We start from the raw sequence: 15218 nt of genomic DNA, 5'->3' as shown, positions 1-15218 counted from the left end.
CTCTTAAGTAAGTTGGCTTGGATTTAGTTTGTAGCCAACGCCCCAAACGGTTTCGATAATAGGCGCTTGATGATGTAGCTCAAGTTTGGCGCGTAACCTATTTATATGTGAGTTAACGGTATGCTCGTACCCGCTGTGCTGATACCCCCATACTTTGTCGAGCAATTGCTGGCGGCTAAAAACATGGTTTGGGTGGCGAGCAAAATATACCAGTAAATCAAATTCAGTGGCGGTGAGGTTAAGTGCTTGTTCGTCTAAATAAACTTGATGTGAGCTAAATTCAATATTGAGTGAGCCGATATTTAGCGTTTGTTCGTTGCACGGGCTGTCGTTTTCGTTATTTTGTATCGCTAGAAGTTGTGAGCGGTGGCGTAATTGTGTTTTAACGCGGGCTTGTAATTCACGAGCAAAAAAGGGTTTGCAAATATAGTCATCAGCACCCATTTCAAGACCAATTACACGATCCATATCGCTACTGAGCGCGGTAAGTAAAATAACGGAAATGGTAGGGTAGTGCTCTTTAATTTTACGGCATAAACTCAAGCCATCCATTTGTGGCAGGTTTATATCCAGTAAAATAAGCCCGTAAGGTTGTTTTGCTATTTTTTTAAGTGCGAGCTCAGCGCTTACAACATGGTCAACATGCAAATTTAACGCAGCAAGTTGAGTTGTTATTAATTGCCCTATTTCTCTGTCGTCTTCTACTACCAGTATTTTTTCGTGCCGCATGGTTAACCTCGTAAAAAAGGGACATCCGTGTCGCCTCACATCCCCATTACAAGCTATTTTACTGTGTACGAGTGATCACGATTTTTGATACTGGGTTATCAAACTTATGTTCAGCACCTAGTGCAGAGTTTGATAAGCCATCTTGATTAGACACAACACCTGGGTGCATTGTGATTATATCGGCAATATCGTCGCGTATTTCGTTAAACCCTTCGCCGCCAGCAGCGGGACCAGGCACAGTGTCAGCTGTTTCTGTATTCGCTTCCGTACCTGCATCGTAAACGGGCGTCGTTCGTGATATTGAACCGCCTACTTCCAATGTTGATACATCTACAGAACTAAGACCGGTAAAAGCGTCATTTGTATTCCCAAGCATGGCAGCAAAAGATAAATTAAGAACATCTTGTGCATCAACTAAAAGGGTTACAGAGGTTGTTTCGCCAGGGCCAATACCGCCTTCAGCCGAGACTGAAGCAAGTGCATTTTCATCGCTAAGGTACTCTTCATTAGCGCCGCTTTCTGCAATCATTTCTAAAGCAACAGAAGCCGTCTCACCAAATTTCCATGGTGGGGTTTCATCAAATGCAATGACCGAGAGTGGTGATAGTGGTTGTCCAGCCGTTAAGTTACTAAAATTGATAGTAAACTCATAAACAACAGGTTCAGGCTCTACAACAACCACAGGTTCTTGATCTTCAATAGAGTCGTTATTATCGTTATCGCCACATGCGGCTATTGAGCTGGCTAACAGTAAAATAAGCGCACTTTTTTTAAAATTAGAAAGAGATGACATAATTAACTCTCCTATTTAACCGTCACAGTTAATTTTGCAACGGGGTTTAACCATCTGTGTACAGTGTTATTCAAATCACTGTTTCCACCTTCTAGGTCATCATCGCCAAGGGCCCCCGGGTGAATGTGCACCATCGTATTTGTATCGCCAGTTGTAATACCTGTACCGTTAGTGCCTGCTTGGCCGCCCGGCGCAGCAGGGATACCTAATACACCAGGTGCACCCGAGCCTTCTACTACAAGTTCGTTATTTGCTTCTGTACCTGCATCATAACCATTGAGGTAAACAGTGTAGGTGCCTGCTTCTGTTGGAACTTTCCAGCTATCAAGGCCTACAAAGCCATCATTGGTTGGCAGTAACATAGCCGCTACAGATAGGTATTCGTTACCATCGGTAGTTGTGAGCTCTGCTGTTGCAGATGCCGCGGGTGCTAAAAGGCCTGCCGCTGGGTTTTCTGCAATATCGCTGCTCGATGCTGACGCTTGAGTAACAAGTGCTGATATATCGCCGCCTTCAGCCATTGCTTGTAGTGCAGCAGAGGCTTCGGTTGCGACTTCAAAAAGTTTATCTTCGCTATCGTGTGCTGTTATTAGTACCGGTGTAAAGTAAAGGCCTTTAGTAAGGTTAGTAATTTCTACTTCTAGCTCTGCTGCCAATGTTGATTGGCTAGCTACTGCTAAAAGGGTTGCAACTGTAAATGCTGAAGCTTTCATTATTATTTCCTGTAAGTGATGATTCAGGCTAAGTATTGAATAACCACCTCAAGAAACTCTCACAAAGTTATCACTTTTTTATCACAGCGGGTTAGGGCGTGTTATTTAACAATATAGCTACCTCTATATAGACACCTGCTCAATAAAAAGGCAGTATGTATTAACTAATAAGGAGAGCGTAATGGAAGAAAATCAACAGCTTGAGCCGTTATCAAAAGACGAAAAAACATGGGCTATGCTTTGCCATTTAAGCGCTGTAGCCGGTTTTGTTATTCCGTTTGGCTCTATACTTGGGCCATTAGTGGTATGGCTTATTAAAAAAGATGAAATGCCAATTGTCGATTTACACGGTAAAAAATCGCTTAATTTTCAAATTACTATGGCTATAGCTTACTTTGTATGTTTTTTACTGGTATTTGCCGTAATCGGCCTCGTTTTGCTGCCTTTAGTGGCTATTTTTTCTTTTATCATGGTGGTTTTAGCCAGTATTAAAGCCAACGAAGGGAAAGAGTTTAATTACCCACTGAGTCTAAATTTGATAAAATAAATGACGACCCTTTAATAAACCCAGCTGTATGCTGGGTTTTTACTTTAAGTACTTAATGCTTTATATCACTTTATTTTTTAGTGCGTTTGTGTCCGCTACTTTATTACCAAGTTCTTCAGAAGTGGTACTTGTTACCATGATAAGCCAAGCAAAAGCTAATCTGTGGCTGCTGTGGTTAGCCGCTACTTCAGGTAATGTATTAGGAAGTTGTGTTAATTATTGGTTGGGAACTCATGTGCTGCGTTTTAAGCACAAAAAGTGGTTTCCGGTATCAGCCAAGGGACTTGAAAAAGCGCAATCTCAATTTAAAAAATATGGGGTATATAGCTTACTGTTTGCTTGGCTGCCGATTGTTGGCGACCCACTAACGGTAATTGGCGGCATATTTAAAGTGCGTTTTAGTCTGTTTTTATTATTAGTAAGCATTGGCAAAGGCGCGCGGTATTTAGCCGTTATTGCCCTTGCCAGTGGTGCACAAGCGGTTTTGTAAAGTTACTTTGACCAATCAAGCGTGAGCGAAACTGAGTCGGCAAAGCGCAGTGCATGCGGTTTATCTACTCTGGCTTTTGCGTAATGCACGCTTGGATGTGTATGGCATACTGCAAGTATTTCGGCAACCAGCTTTTCAAGCAACAAAAAGTGCCCTTGCTCTACTAGGTTTATCACCTCTTTGGTGATCACTTTATAGTTAAGCGCTTGGTCCACTTCGTCTGTTTTACAGGCGTCATCAGCAGGGTAGTGAATTTCTAAATTAATCACTACATCTTGCTTTTTTTCCCGTTCTTCTGGGTTAAAACCAATAAATGTACGTAAGCGTAAGTTGGTTACGTTAATAATTGCGTTGGCCATAATTAACCCTTAATAAGCTGTAAAAACTCGTTACGCGTTTTAGAGTCACTTCTAAAGTTACCTAGCATTACAGAGGTACGCATGCTTGAGTTTTGCTTTTCTACACCGCGCATCATCATACACATGTGTTTAGCTTCAACAATAACGCCCACGCCTTTTGCGCCGGTTACTTCTTCAACGGCTTTAGCAATTTGATGAGTAAGTTGCTCTTGTATCTGAAAGCGGCGCGCAAACATATCAACAATACGCGCAAATTTAGATAAGCCTAGTACTTTGCCATCGGGAATGTAAGCAATATGGCAACGACCAATAAATGGCAATAAATGATGCTCACACATAGAGTAAAGCTCTATATCTTGGACAAGTACCATATCGTCAGCGTCTGAGCTAAATACCGCATTATTGGTAATTTCATCAAGCGTTTGACGATACCCTTTGGTTAAATACTCCATGGCTTTTGCTGCACGTTTTGGTGTATCGAGAAGACCTTCTCGGCCTGCATCTTCACCCACAGCGGTAATAATGTTTTGGTAGCTTTGCTTTAAATCGTCATGCATAAATTTCTCAGTTTAATGTGTGTTCTACTTTAAATGGCGGCCGCCATCCACAGGCAAAGCGCGGCCTGTGATGTAGTGGCTGCGCAGTAATAAATCAATACTATTAATAATTTCTTGGCAACCTGGTTCTATACCCATAAGAGATTTTTTAAGGGTTTTAGCACGGTAAGCCTCGTCATCGTGCTGATTAAAAATAATCAACGATGGCGCAACCGAATTCACCTTTATATTTGGTGCGTACTTAGCGCTAAACGACTTGGTTAAGTTATCAAGTGCAGCCTTACTTGCGGCATAGGCAATGTGCTTTGGGCTACCTGTTTCAACAACGTAATCGGTAAGATGAATAATGTCAGCCGGTGTGCAAGCATCAGCTTGGTATGCCATTAATAGCTGTGCACAGGCATTATTAATTAAATACGGTGTTTTGGCATGAATGCGCATCATGTTATCAAACAAACTCGAAAAATCAGGGTTACTGGCTTCGCAGTCCCAGCTAGAGGCATTGTGCACAATGGCACGTAAAGAGTGAGTTTGCTGTTTTAGTGTTTCAATAAAGCTAGCTATACCGGCGTCGCTGCTAAAGTCGGCGTGTATACATACGGCGCCTTGTTGTTCTAAGTCGTCGACTGCATCGTGGCGCGTACGATAGGTAATAATAATAGCTTGGCCTTGCGATAAAAAGTGCTTAGCAAGCGCAAGGCCAATACGTTGACCAGCGCCTGTTATTAAAATAGGAGATGTCATGTAATGCAGTTTTCTCTTTGGCAGGCGTTAAAATTAACTATAAATCAGTTTTTTGTTTTACGTAACAATACGGCGAATAGATCAGCTAGTGCATACGCAGCACTAGCTGTTTAGCCGTTATAAATCATCGTAAATAGTCGGAATGGGTTGGCGCTTATGCTGAGTGCGAACATAAATATCAGTTAGTTTTTGCTCAACCTCTGCAGCCACCGGCTTGCCTTCTAAAAAGTCGTCAATTTGATCATAGCTCAGTCCTAATGCTTCTTCATCGGTGAGGCCTGGGCGGTCACTTTCTAAATCAGCTGTTGGGGCTTTTGTTACTAATAGCTCTGGCGCACCTAAGGCAGTTGCAAGTGCGCGAACTTGACGTTTTGATAAGCCAAATAATGGGGCTAAATCGCATGCGCCATCACCAAATTTGGTGTAAAAACCAGTAATGTTTTCAGCGCTGTGATCGGTACCTACAACGAGGCCTTGGCAAAAACCAGCTATTTCGTATTGCGCTACCATGCGTTGGCGTGCTTTTACATTACCTTTTACAAAGTCAATTTTAGCTTGCTCAGGTAGCTCTTCACCACTGCCTACTACTGCCGCCATAGCTTGCTCGTGTAATGCATCGGCAGCAGGTTTTACGTTGACGGTCATGCGTTTACTTGGCTTGATAAAATCAACGGCCATTTGCGCTTCGTCTTCATCTGCTTGTACACCGTATGGCAAACGAACCGCAATAAATTGGTACTTATTAGTGTTTTGCTCTGCGTTTAGTTCATCTACGGCTAATTGGCACAAGCGCCCGCAGGTCGATGAGTCAACACCGCCGCTAATTCCAAGCACTAGCGATACACTATGGGCTGCCACTAAACGTGCTTTTATAAAGTTAACTCGACGGGTAATTTCGGCGTTTACATCAATAGTTGGCTGAACTTTCATTTCAGCCATAATTTCGGCGCGCATGGCCAGCTCCTCGTTATTTAATAAGTTGTTTTTAAATAGGCTTACATTATCTGGTTTAGTGGTTATTAATTAAAGTCCTAAATGTGCTTTTATACGGCTAAGCTCGGCTTTTAGTTCCTCAATTTCTGCAAGTAACTCGTTAATTTCATCGTTTTTAACTTCTGCGACTTCTGTAGCTGGCACTGGGCTTGGCGCTACTGCTGGGTCAGCAAAAAGGTGCATGTAGCGACTTTCTCGTTTGCCAGGCTCACGCTCAAGCTTTGTTACGTAGTCATCTTTTGCTAACGCGCTCAGGGCGGTTTCTACTTCGCTAACGTTTGTAAAGTCAGCTAGGCGAGCGCTGCGCGTTCTTAGCTCACCGGGTGTTTGTGCGCCGCGTAACAGCAGTAAACATATAATTGCCCGCTGCTGCGCGCTCAACTGTAAGCTACTAAATTCTGTATTACAAAAACGGTGATCGTATTTATTAACTCGTCCCGAAAGCCCTTCGTCTAGCGTTACAAGGCGCTGACTTATAAGCTCATCAAGTGTTTGTTGCACCTCACTTTCGCTCAAGTTTACAACCGGGTCTCGATTTGATTTTTGATTACACGCATTCGTCAGTGCGTTCAACGACAGTGGATAATGCTCGGGTGTAGTGCTTTGTTTTTCTAAAAGGCAGCCAATAACGCGCTGCTGATTTGCTGATAAATGCATGGCTTTTCTTTATTAGTAAACAGTATTTTTAGCTTACACCTTTATTGTGTACCAAGCCATTGTTGTAATTTAGGCTCTAGTGCTGCGGAATCTAAAGGTTTGGTTAAATAATCGTTCATTCCTGCATCGAGGCACTTCTCTTTGTCGCCCTGCATTGCGTTTGCCGTTAACGCAATGATTGTAATATGTTTATTATGCTTGCCCGCTTTGCCTTCGCGTATAGCTTGCGTGGCTTGGTAGCCATCCATTACGGGCATTTGGCAGTCCATTAAAACTAACTGGTATTTTTTGTCTTGGCTGCTGTTTAGCTTATCTAGTGCATCTTGGCCGTTTTGTGCAATATCAAAGGTAAGCCCAACTTGTTTTAACAACGCTGAGGCCACCACCTGATTTACTTTGTTATCTTCGACTAAAAGCACTTGCGCGTGCGCTGATATTTCTTTGGGCTTTTCGGTTAACTCATTTTGCAGTTGTGCTTGGCGCTGTTGTTGCTCAATGTATTTATCGTTAGTGAGTGAATCAAATAAATCTGACGGAGTAAGCGGTTTAAATATCAGGCAGTCTATATTTATGCCAATGTTGTTATGCTCTTGCGAATAACTCATCGGTGCCATAACAACGAGCTTGCTTTGCTTGGTGGTTACTCGGTTTTTTAATGTATTTATTTGCGGGTGCGCAGCTTGCTCAAAAAAATGATAATCGACTAGCAATGCGTCTGGCTGGGTATCGCAGTTATCAAAATAATTAATGATGCCGCTATAGTCATTTAAAATATTAACGTGTGCGCCCCATACGCGTAATTGTTTGGCGGCAATATTGGCGTTAAGTGTGCAGGCATCAATAATTAAAATATGTTTGTTATTAATTAAGTGGCTGGGTAAATCTTGCGCTTTAGTTAAACGTGGCTGTATTTTTATAGAAAACGAAAAAGTACTGCCTTCATTTAGCATGCTGGTTACGCTTACTTCGCCTTCCATGAGTTCACAAAGCTGCTTAACAATAGCTAGGCCAAGGCCTGTGCCGCCAAACTGGCGGGTGGTTGAGGCATCGGCCTGAGTGAATGAGTCGAATAAAGTTTTTTGTTTTTCTGCGTCTATTCCTATGCCGGTATCAATAATAGAGCAATGTAAAAAACTGCCATTGGTGGTTTCATCTATCTGCGCGGTCACCAGAATTTGCCCATCAATAGTAAACTTAACGGCATTGCCAATCAGGTTATTTAAAATTTGACGCAACCTATTCGGATCGCTAATTATTTCGCTGATAGTAATTTGGGTGGCATCTAAAATGAGATTGGTATTATTTTGCTCCACTTTAAGCGCAAACGACTCAACAACTTCACCAAGTAATTTAGGTAAGTTAAATTGCACATTTTCTATATCAAGTTTGCCTGCTTCAATTTTAGAAAAGTCTAAAATGTCGTTAATTATATTTAACAGCGACTGAGCTGAAGATTGTGCAAGCTCAATATGATGCTCCTGCTGTTGGTTGAGCTGAGTGCGCTTGATAATATTTAGCATGCCCAGTACGCCGTTCATGGGGGTTCTTATTTCGTGGCTCATGCTGGCTAAAAATTCACTTTTAGCCATTACCGCTTGCTCTGCAGCTTCTTTGGCGGTGACTAGCTGTTGCTCTGTTTCAATACGTTGCTGACTTGAATGCAAGCTGCCCACGAGGGCGGCTACAGCAATTAAAAAGCTTTCTTCGTTACGTGACCACGGGCGCATTGAAGCACATTGCTCAGCGCATACTATGCCAATGGAGCCACTTCCCGCCGGTATGATTGCGCACAGCATGGCATTAATATTGAGCGGCGCAAAGTAATGCGCTTTAAGGGGTTTTAGTAGAGGGTGATTTTGGGCATCACTGGTGCTAAACACAGCGTGTTTTTCTATGGCTTCAAAAAAATCAGGCGCCTCTTTTTTAAGCCATACCGCATTATTATTACCCATTCTGTTTTCAATATTATGGGCTGCTATAGGACTCAATGAGGTTTTTGAGCTATTAAAAAACCAAATACTGGCTTGCTCAATGTTTAAAGCATGGCAAATAGATTCAGTAATAACTTGTTTAGATTGGCTTAATTGGCCACTTAAAATAAGGTCGTTGGCTGTAAGCGACGCTAAAATTTCGTTATGTAGGGCAATTTTGCTGTTTTCAAGCTCAATACGCTTACGGGTATCAATATTTTGCAATGAGCCAAATATTCTTACACAGCGCTCGTTTTTGCGCTCAGCTTCACCATGAATAAGCACCCACATTTCGCGCCCTTCAGAGTCAATAACTTCAAGTTCGGCTTCGTAACTTTTGCCTTCTTTAATTGCAGATTCAACCAGTTGAGTGATACGTTCTCTGCTTTCACCGGCTTTAAAGTAATTTAAGTTTGTAGGCCAGGTAGGCTCTTTATTTAGCGGGTACTTAAATATTTTTTTGGTCATATCTGACCAATACACTTGTTTGGTTTCTAAATTAAATGACCACGCCCCAATTTGGGCAAGGTCGCTCATTGCCTCCAGCATTTTTTCGTTTTGTTGCTGGCGGTTTAGCATTTTTAAAAAGAATAAGAACGCCCATATTAGTAATCCGCAAATAATTATAATGGCGATTCTAAGCGGCCATATAGTTGAAGGTGCAGGGCTCCAACCTTCTTTAGGGGCTACGTATAATTGCCAGCTTCCCCCTTGAAAATTAAGCGTAAAATCAAGCGGCTCTTGTGTGGTTATATTGTTATTGCCATAAAAAAACTCGCCTTTTTTGCCTAAACCATGACGCCCTTGAATAGCAATGTTGTAGTTTTTTTCAAGCTCTTTTATGCCTGAGTTTTTGTATACTTTTTCAATGTCGAGCACCACCGATAACAACCCCCAAAAGCGGTTTTCGGGCGGAATATAAACAGGCACTCTGGCAATGAGGGCAATGTCGCCTTGAACCAGTTTTAGTGGCCCTGCCATAACAATAGTATTGGTATCACGGGCTCTAATGGCATCTAGGCGTTGGTTTTTGTTTTCTAAAAAGTTTAAGCCAATGGCTTTTTCGTTACCTTTTAGTGGGTAAGACATACGAATTATCATGTCGGGTGCACCACCAATATGGCGCAGCTCACTGGAGGTTTTAAACAAAGGCGCGGCAATTTGTTCAAACCGTGCTTGTTGTAACTCAGGTTCAGCTGATACAGCAACCGCTAATCCACGAACTAGCTGAATGTTTGATACCAAGGTGGCCTCTAGTTGTGCACGGTATGTACTTACTTGAGATAAAATTTGTAGGCGGTGGGCGTCTTTTGCGCGATTGTAGTTAATTCTATCTAACACAATGCTCACTAATATTATTAGCGTAAGCGATAACCAAAAGGTCAGCTTATAGTTGCTAATAGTGTTTTTTTTGTTGTTATTTTTTGGCGGCATTGGCTAAGTCATGCTGTTATTTTAGGCAATTTAACTATAGCTAATTTATTGTATAAATAAAAACGGCGCTGATAAATTAGCGCCGTTTTATTTTTATAATTAGTAGTTTAACTATTAAGCGTCGGTTACTTCACGTGCCCAATGGTTTTGCTTAGCGACATGTAACTTACGGTAACCATCAAGTAGTGCTGCATGCTTTTTAAAGCCTTCAAGCGATAAACCAGGGAAGGTTAAACCATTAAATAATTTACGGCCTTCTGCTATTTCAATAGCCAGCGTTACGTTATCGCTGCCAAACATTAAACCCAGTGCATCTTGGTAGTCGGCGTAGTCGCGCTCGTCATCGTATTTAATTTCAAGAATGGCTTTTAAACAGCGGAAGTGACGCATTGCATCTTCGTTTACTTGGCCTGTGTGTAGTATCCAGTCTACCCAATCAATGGCTTCTTCGTTGCCTGCGGCTAAACATAAGTGCGCTTTAAGCTCACCAATACGCAGTGTATGCCATGGTGTATCGGCATCGGTGGCAAGGCCAATAAATTCAGCAGCACGGATAATATCGCTGTGGCCTGCTTCTTCTAGGCTGTCGTAAATGTCCATCCACTGCTGCGCATCGTACTGATCAAGCGATAGGAATGCTTCACGGAATTTAGCGCCTTCGTTGTTGTTACGCCAAATTAGTTCATCTACTGGGTAAATGTCTGACATACCTGGTACTAAAATACGACATGCATACACGTTTAAGTGTGTGTAATCCATAATGTAAATGTCGTGGCCCATGCTGTGAATTAAGTCAGTACAGAAGTTGTATTCTTGCTCTGTTGTACCGCTAAAGTCCCAATGAACAAAGTCAAAGTCAGCGTCAGCACGGAAAAAGTCATGCGAGATTAAACCGCTTGAGTCGATAAAGTGCAGCTCAATGTTTTCAGGCGTTGCAACTTCATCGTTATCAAAAGTAGCTGGTTGGAACACATCAAGTTGATCAAGGCGACGACCTTGTAGTAACTCAGTAACCGTACGCTCAAGTGCAACTTCAAATGATGGGTGAGCACCAAATGAGGCAAACACAGAGCCATCAACAGGATTAATAAGCGTTACGCTCATTACAGGGTATTTACCGCCAAGTGATGCATCGGCAATACGTAAATGAAAACCATGGCTGCGTAGCTCTTCACACGCTTCGTGAATTTTAGGGTATTGCTTTACAACCTCTTCAGGGACGATAGGTAAACAAATACCTTCTGCGATAATACGGTTTTTAATGGCGCGCTCAAATACTTCTGATAGCCCTTGTACACGTGCTTCAAACTTAGTATTACCAGCGCTCATGCCGTTAGAAACAAAAATATTACCAATTACGTTTACCGGAATGTATACGTCTTGGTTATCGCGTTGGCGCGTGTATGGCAATGTACAAATGCCGCGCTCGTTATTACCTGAGTTAAAGTCAAAAAGGTGTGAGGCATTAAGCTCACGCTCTGGGTCAAAGTAATCCCAAAGGCTTTCGTCCATTATGCCTTCTGGCACTTCATTGCCTTCAACTTTAAACCATTTCTCATTTGGATAATGAGTAAAGTCGCTGTTTGCAAATTCTTCACCTAAGTAAAAGTCGGCAAAAAAGTAATTACAGCTTAATCGTTCAAAGTATTCACCTAACGCAGAGGCGATAGATGCTTTATCGGTTGCGCCTTTACCATTGGTAAACATTACACCGCAGTCGCTGTCTTTTATATGAACTGAATAACAGTTAGCTACAGGGTTAAGCCAAAGTGCTTCTTCAACATTGATGTTTAGCGCTTTTAACTTGTTTTGCATGGTAGAGATAGACGATTCTAGGTCGCGGTCTTTACCTTTGATAAATGTTTTTTCAGTCATATGAGTCTCAACTAGATCTGCACAAAATGTGGAATGGCTATTATCGTGGATTTTGATGTTTATTTCACCCTTTGCGAGTAAGAACATTATTATTTAATAAAACTATGGTTATTATATGTGCAACAAATGGTGCAAAGGACAAATTAATGTTTAAAGTAATCAAATGGCTAGTGTTACTCGTTGTGGTTTTAGGGTTAGCTGGTACAGCGCTTGTGTATGGCGTATTAAGTTTAAGTATGCCCACACTTGATGGTAAAGGCCAAAGTACAGCAATTAATAAGCCGGTTACTATTTCGCGTGATGCACTAGGGCAGGCGGTTATAAAGGCAGAAAACCGCAATAGCGCCGCATACGGGTTAGGCTATGCGCATGGGCAAGACCGTTTTTTTCAAATGGACTTATTAAGACGTAACGCCGCCGGTGAGCTTAGTGAGTTATTTGGTAAAGCGGCCCTTGGCCTTGATAAAAAAATGCGCTTTCATCAATTGCGAAAACGCAGCCGCGCTATATTAAACACCTTACCCGAAAGCGATAAACAGCTATTAAACAGCTACGCCCAAGGTGTAAACGAAGGGCTGGCACAAGTTGGCTTTGCAAGCTTTGAGTATTTACTTACAGGCGGAGCGCAAAAACCATGGCAAAGTGAAGATAGCCTATTAGTTATATTTAGCATGTACCTTGACTTGCAAAGTGCCACCTTTGAGCGAGATGAAGCTCTCATACATATTGAGCAAGCATACGGACAACACATGGTTGATTTTTTAACACAACCTAGCCAATACCAAGCGGCGCTTGATGGCAGTAAACTTGCCCCGTTTACAGGCACCATTCCTCAACTTCCAGAGCAAGCACGGCAAACGGTTAAAAATATTCAGGCAAACCAAGAGCGCGGTAGCAATAACTGGGCAGTAACCGGTGCGCATACCCAAACGGGAGCAGCCATGCTCTCTGACGATATGCATTTATCTATGGCGGTGCCGGTTATTTGGTACAGGGCGCAGCTTAATTACACACAAAATGGCGAGCAAGCTCAGGTAACTGGCGTATCGCTACCCGGCGCCCCTGCTATTGTGGTGGGTACAAATAATAAAATTGCCTGGGGCTTTACTAACGGCTACATAGACACGGCCGATTGGGTTACTTTAAGTAAAGATAATAAAACATGGCAAGTCAATGAGCCTATCGCACTGCCTAATGGCGAGGTGGACGATTACTCATTAACCATGAGCGAATACGGCCCAGTAAAATATATAAATAAACAGCCTTATGCACTTAGCTGGGCTGCACACCAACTTTATGCTGTAAACATGGATCTGCTAAAACTAGAGCAAGCCACTAGTGTAGATGATGCGCTAGATGTGGCAAGCGATGTGGGTATTCCGGTACAAAATTTAATGGTGGTAGATAGCCAAGGCAGTGCCGCATGGCAACATATTGGCGCTATACCGGCGCGTAAAACACCGAGTGAGCTAAGTGTTAATGCAAACGAATACTCACCCGACTGGCAGCAAAATGAGCATCAGCGCCCTTATGTTAAAAACCCACAAAATGGGCGATTATGGACAGGTAATTCGCGCGTTGTGTCGGCCACTGATAATGCACGCTTTGGTAACGGTGGTTATGCACTAGGCGCTCGCTCGAGCCAAATTCGTGATAGGTTATTTGAAAAACAAAGCTTTGCAGAGAGCGACTTTTACGCGCTACAGCTTGATAACCAAGCCCGCTTTTTAACGCCATGGCACACATTGCTACTTAATCAGCTTAAAAAAGACAAAGCCAAAAACGCACAGTACATAAGTGCACTTGAAAACTGGCAGCAATGCGCATGTGCAAGCTCGGTAGGTTACACCTTAGTTAAACACTACCGCAGCACATTAATTAATACTGTATTTGCAAGCATGGAGAACAAACTTAATGAGCAAGACGCCACGCTTAGATATGTAAAACGCGATCTAGAACCAGCTATATGGCAGCTTATTAAAGATAGGCCGGGCTCATGGGTAAACCCTGAGTATAAAAATTGGGACGAGCAGTTATTAGGTGCATTTAGCCGAACAGTGACAGCACTTGGGGCTGAGTATGGGGATAACTTACAAAATTGGCAGTGGGGTAAAGTTAATGCGCTTAATATTGAGCACCCGTTTGCTAAACAAATGCCCATACTGGCTAAGCTTTTAAATATGCCTGTAGCGCCAGCTTTTGGCGATAGCTACATGCCCGCCGTACAAGGCAAAAGCTTTGGTGCATCGCAGCGCTTTATTGCCCAACCTGGGCATTTAGAAAACGCCATTATGGCAGTGCCCGGTGGGCAGTCGGGGCATCCGCTATCCGCGTTTTATCGTGCAGGCTTTAGTGACTACATTGAAGGTAAGCACACGCCTTTATTGCCACAAACGCTAATACATCAAATAGTGATAGAGCCAGCACGATGAACTAAATTACAGTTAATCACGTTCTATATAATCATTAATAAATCAACAGAGAACTAAAATGAAAAAAATACTACCCGCATTAATAACAGGCTTATTACTTAGCAGTGCAACACATGCAGATGAAAATCCGGTAACGGCAGAAAAACTAAGCGACAGTGTGTATGTACTGTTTGGCCAAGGCGGTAACATTGCCGCAAGTGTAGGGGAAGATGGCATTTACATTATTGATGATCAATTTGCTAAGCTTTCAAACGACATTAAAAAAACCATTAGTGACTTAAAACCCGGTAGTGCAGAGTTTGTAATTAATACGCATCATCATGGCGACCACACTGGCGGCAACGAAAACTTTGCCAAAGCCGGTGCGCATGTCATTGCGCACGACAACGTACATAAGCGATTAGAAGAAAAACACGGTGCAAACTCAGATTATTTGCCACGCATTAGCTTTGGCCACGATTTAAAGCTGCATTTTAACAACGAACATGCCCATGTAGTGCACTACGCCCATGCACATACCGACGGTGATTCGGTGATATTTTTTAATAACGATAACATAGTGCACATGGGCGATATTTACTTTAACTTTGGCAGTTTACCGTTTGTTGATGTAGATAGCGGCGGCAGTGTTGATGGAATATTAGCAGCCGTAAATGACGTTATTAAGCAAATAGACGAGCGCACCATAGTGATACCCGGGCATGGGCCGGTAAGTGACCGTTCAGGGCTGGTAACGTATGCTAAACTTGTTAAAAAAGCCAAAGATTTAATGCTAAAAGCAATGCAAAATAACGCAAGCTTAGAGCAAGTAATTAAAGCCGATCCATTGGCAGAGCTTGGCCTTGAATACGCAGGCTGGTTGCCAAAAGAGAAAGTGACTACACTTTTTTATCGCAGCTTAAAGTAGTACGCGTAACGTAAAAAA

14 protein-coding genes are annotated in these 15218 nt (G+C 42.5%); 4 read left to right on the top strand and 10 right to left on the bottom strand.

Translation table 11 applies throughout. The annotated features are described in order from the left end of the window. Positions 1-3 precede the first annotated feature (3 nt). The 3 genes from PSH41_RS17760 to PSH41_RS17750 are packed head-to-tail and all read right to left on the bottom strand — an operon-like array spanning position 4 to position 2235. Positions 4-729 carry a response regulator transcription factor gene (locus tag PSH41_RS17760; RefSeq protein WP_004589008.1) on the bottom strand — a complete coding sequence of 242 codons (726 nt, stop codon included), beginning with the start codon at positions 727-729 and terminating at the stop codon, positions 4-6. 58 nt (positions 730-787) lie between these two features. Further along, on the bottom strand, positions 788-1522 hold the full coding sequence (locus PSH41_RS17755) for a spondin domain-containing protein (protein ID WP_273589755.1): 735 nt from the start codon (positions 1520-1522) through the stop codon (positions 788-790). A gap of 11 nt (positions 1523-1533) precedes the next feature. After that, entirely contained in the window at positions 1534-2235 is a 702-nt protein-coding gene (locus PSH41_RS17750; RefSeq protein ID WP_024032094.1) for a spondin domain-containing protein, read from the bottom strand. A gap of 181 nt (positions 2236-2416) precedes the next feature. Between PSH41_RS17750 and PSH41_RS17745 the strand changes: the two genes are divergently transcribed. Beyond that, positions 2417-2782 carry a DUF4870 domain-containing protein gene (locus PSH41_RS17745; RefSeq protein WP_024032093.1) on the top strand — a complete coding sequence of 122 codons (366 nt, stop codon included), beginning with the start codon at positions 2417-2419 and terminating at the stop codon, positions 2780-2782. Positions 2783-2837: 55 nt separating this feature from the next. Next, complete coding sequence (locus PSH41_RS17740) at positions 2838-3272, top strand: YqaA family protein (RefSeq protein WP_024032092.1); 435 nt, start codon at positions 2838-2840, stop codon at positions 3270-3272. 2 nt (positions 3273-3274) lie between these two features. Here the strand turns inward: PSH41_RS17740 and folX are convergent, their stop codons facing one another. From folX to ycaO, 7 genes are all read right to left on the bottom strand, one after another. Further along, positions 3275-3631, bottom strand: a complete 357-nt coding sequence (folX, locus tag PSH41_RS17735; protein ID WP_024032091.1) for a dihydroneopterin triphosphate 2'-epimerase — start codon at positions 3629-3631, stop codon at positions 3275-3277. Between the two features lie 2 nt (positions 3632-3633). Then, positions 3634-4188, bottom strand: coding sequence for a GTP cyclohydrolase I FolE (gene folE, locus PSH41_RS17730; RefSeq protein ID WP_004589001.1), 555 nt, complete (start codon positions 4186-4188; stop codon positions 3634-3636). A 24-nt stretch (positions 4189-4212) separates the two neighbouring features. Next, entirely contained in the window at positions 4213-4932 is a 720-nt protein-coding gene (folM, locus tag PSH41_RS17725) for a dihydromonapterin reductase (protein ID WP_096040946.1), read from the bottom strand. A gap of 117 nt (positions 4933-5049) precedes the next feature. Next, the gene (gene nadE, locus PSH41_RS17720) at positions 5050-5886 is read right to left on the bottom strand and encodes an ammonia-dependent NAD(+) synthetase (protein WP_055255384.1); all 837 of its coding nucleotides are present in this window, start codon (positions 5884-5886) and stop codon (positions 5050-5052) included. Positions 5887-5955: 69 nt separating this feature from the next. Next, positions 5956-6582: a YceH family protein gene (locus tag PSH41_RS17715; protein WP_273589754.1), complete on the bottom strand. Its 627-nt coding sequence runs from the start codon at positions 6580-6582 to the stop codon at positions 5956-5958. A gap of 41 nt (positions 6583-6623) precedes the next feature. Continuing rightward, the gene (locus PSH41_RS17710) at positions 6624-9986 is read right to left on the bottom strand and encodes an ATP-binding protein (RefSeq protein WP_273589753.1); all 3363 of its coding nucleotides are present in this window, start codon (positions 9984-9986) and stop codon (positions 6624-6626) included. Between the two features lie 114 nt (positions 9987-10100). Next, positions 10101-11861 (bottom strand): 30S ribosomal protein S12 methylthiotransferase accessory factor YcaO, encoded by a 1761-nt coding sequence (ycaO, locus tag PSH41_RS17705; RefSeq protein WP_024032086.1) that lies wholly within the window; start codon positions 11859-11861, stop codon positions 10101-10103. 146 nt (positions 11862-12007) lie between these two features. Here ycaO and PSH41_RS17700 point away from each other — a divergent pair, with 146 nt between their 5' ends. Then, positions 12008-14293: a penicillin acylase family protein gene (locus PSH41_RS17700; RefSeq protein ID WP_273589752.1), complete on the top strand. Its 2286-nt coding sequence runs from the start codon at positions 12008-12010 to the stop codon at positions 14291-14293. Positions 14294-14351: 58 nt separating this feature from the next. Then, complete coding sequence (locus tag PSH41_RS17695; protein WP_273589751.1) at positions 14352-15200, top strand: MBL fold metallo-hydrolase; 849 nt, start codon at positions 14352-14354, stop codon at positions 15198-15200. Positions 15201-15218: the final 18 nt, after the last annotated feature.

The sequence above is a fragment of the Pseudoalteromonas sp. CST2 genome (assembly GCF_028599385.1).
GTDB lineage: Bacteria > Pseudomonadota > Gammaproteobacteria > Enterobacterales > Alteromonadaceae > Pseudoalteromonas > Pseudoalteromonas atlantica.
This window is presented reverse-complemented; position numbering and strand designations above follow the sequence as displayed.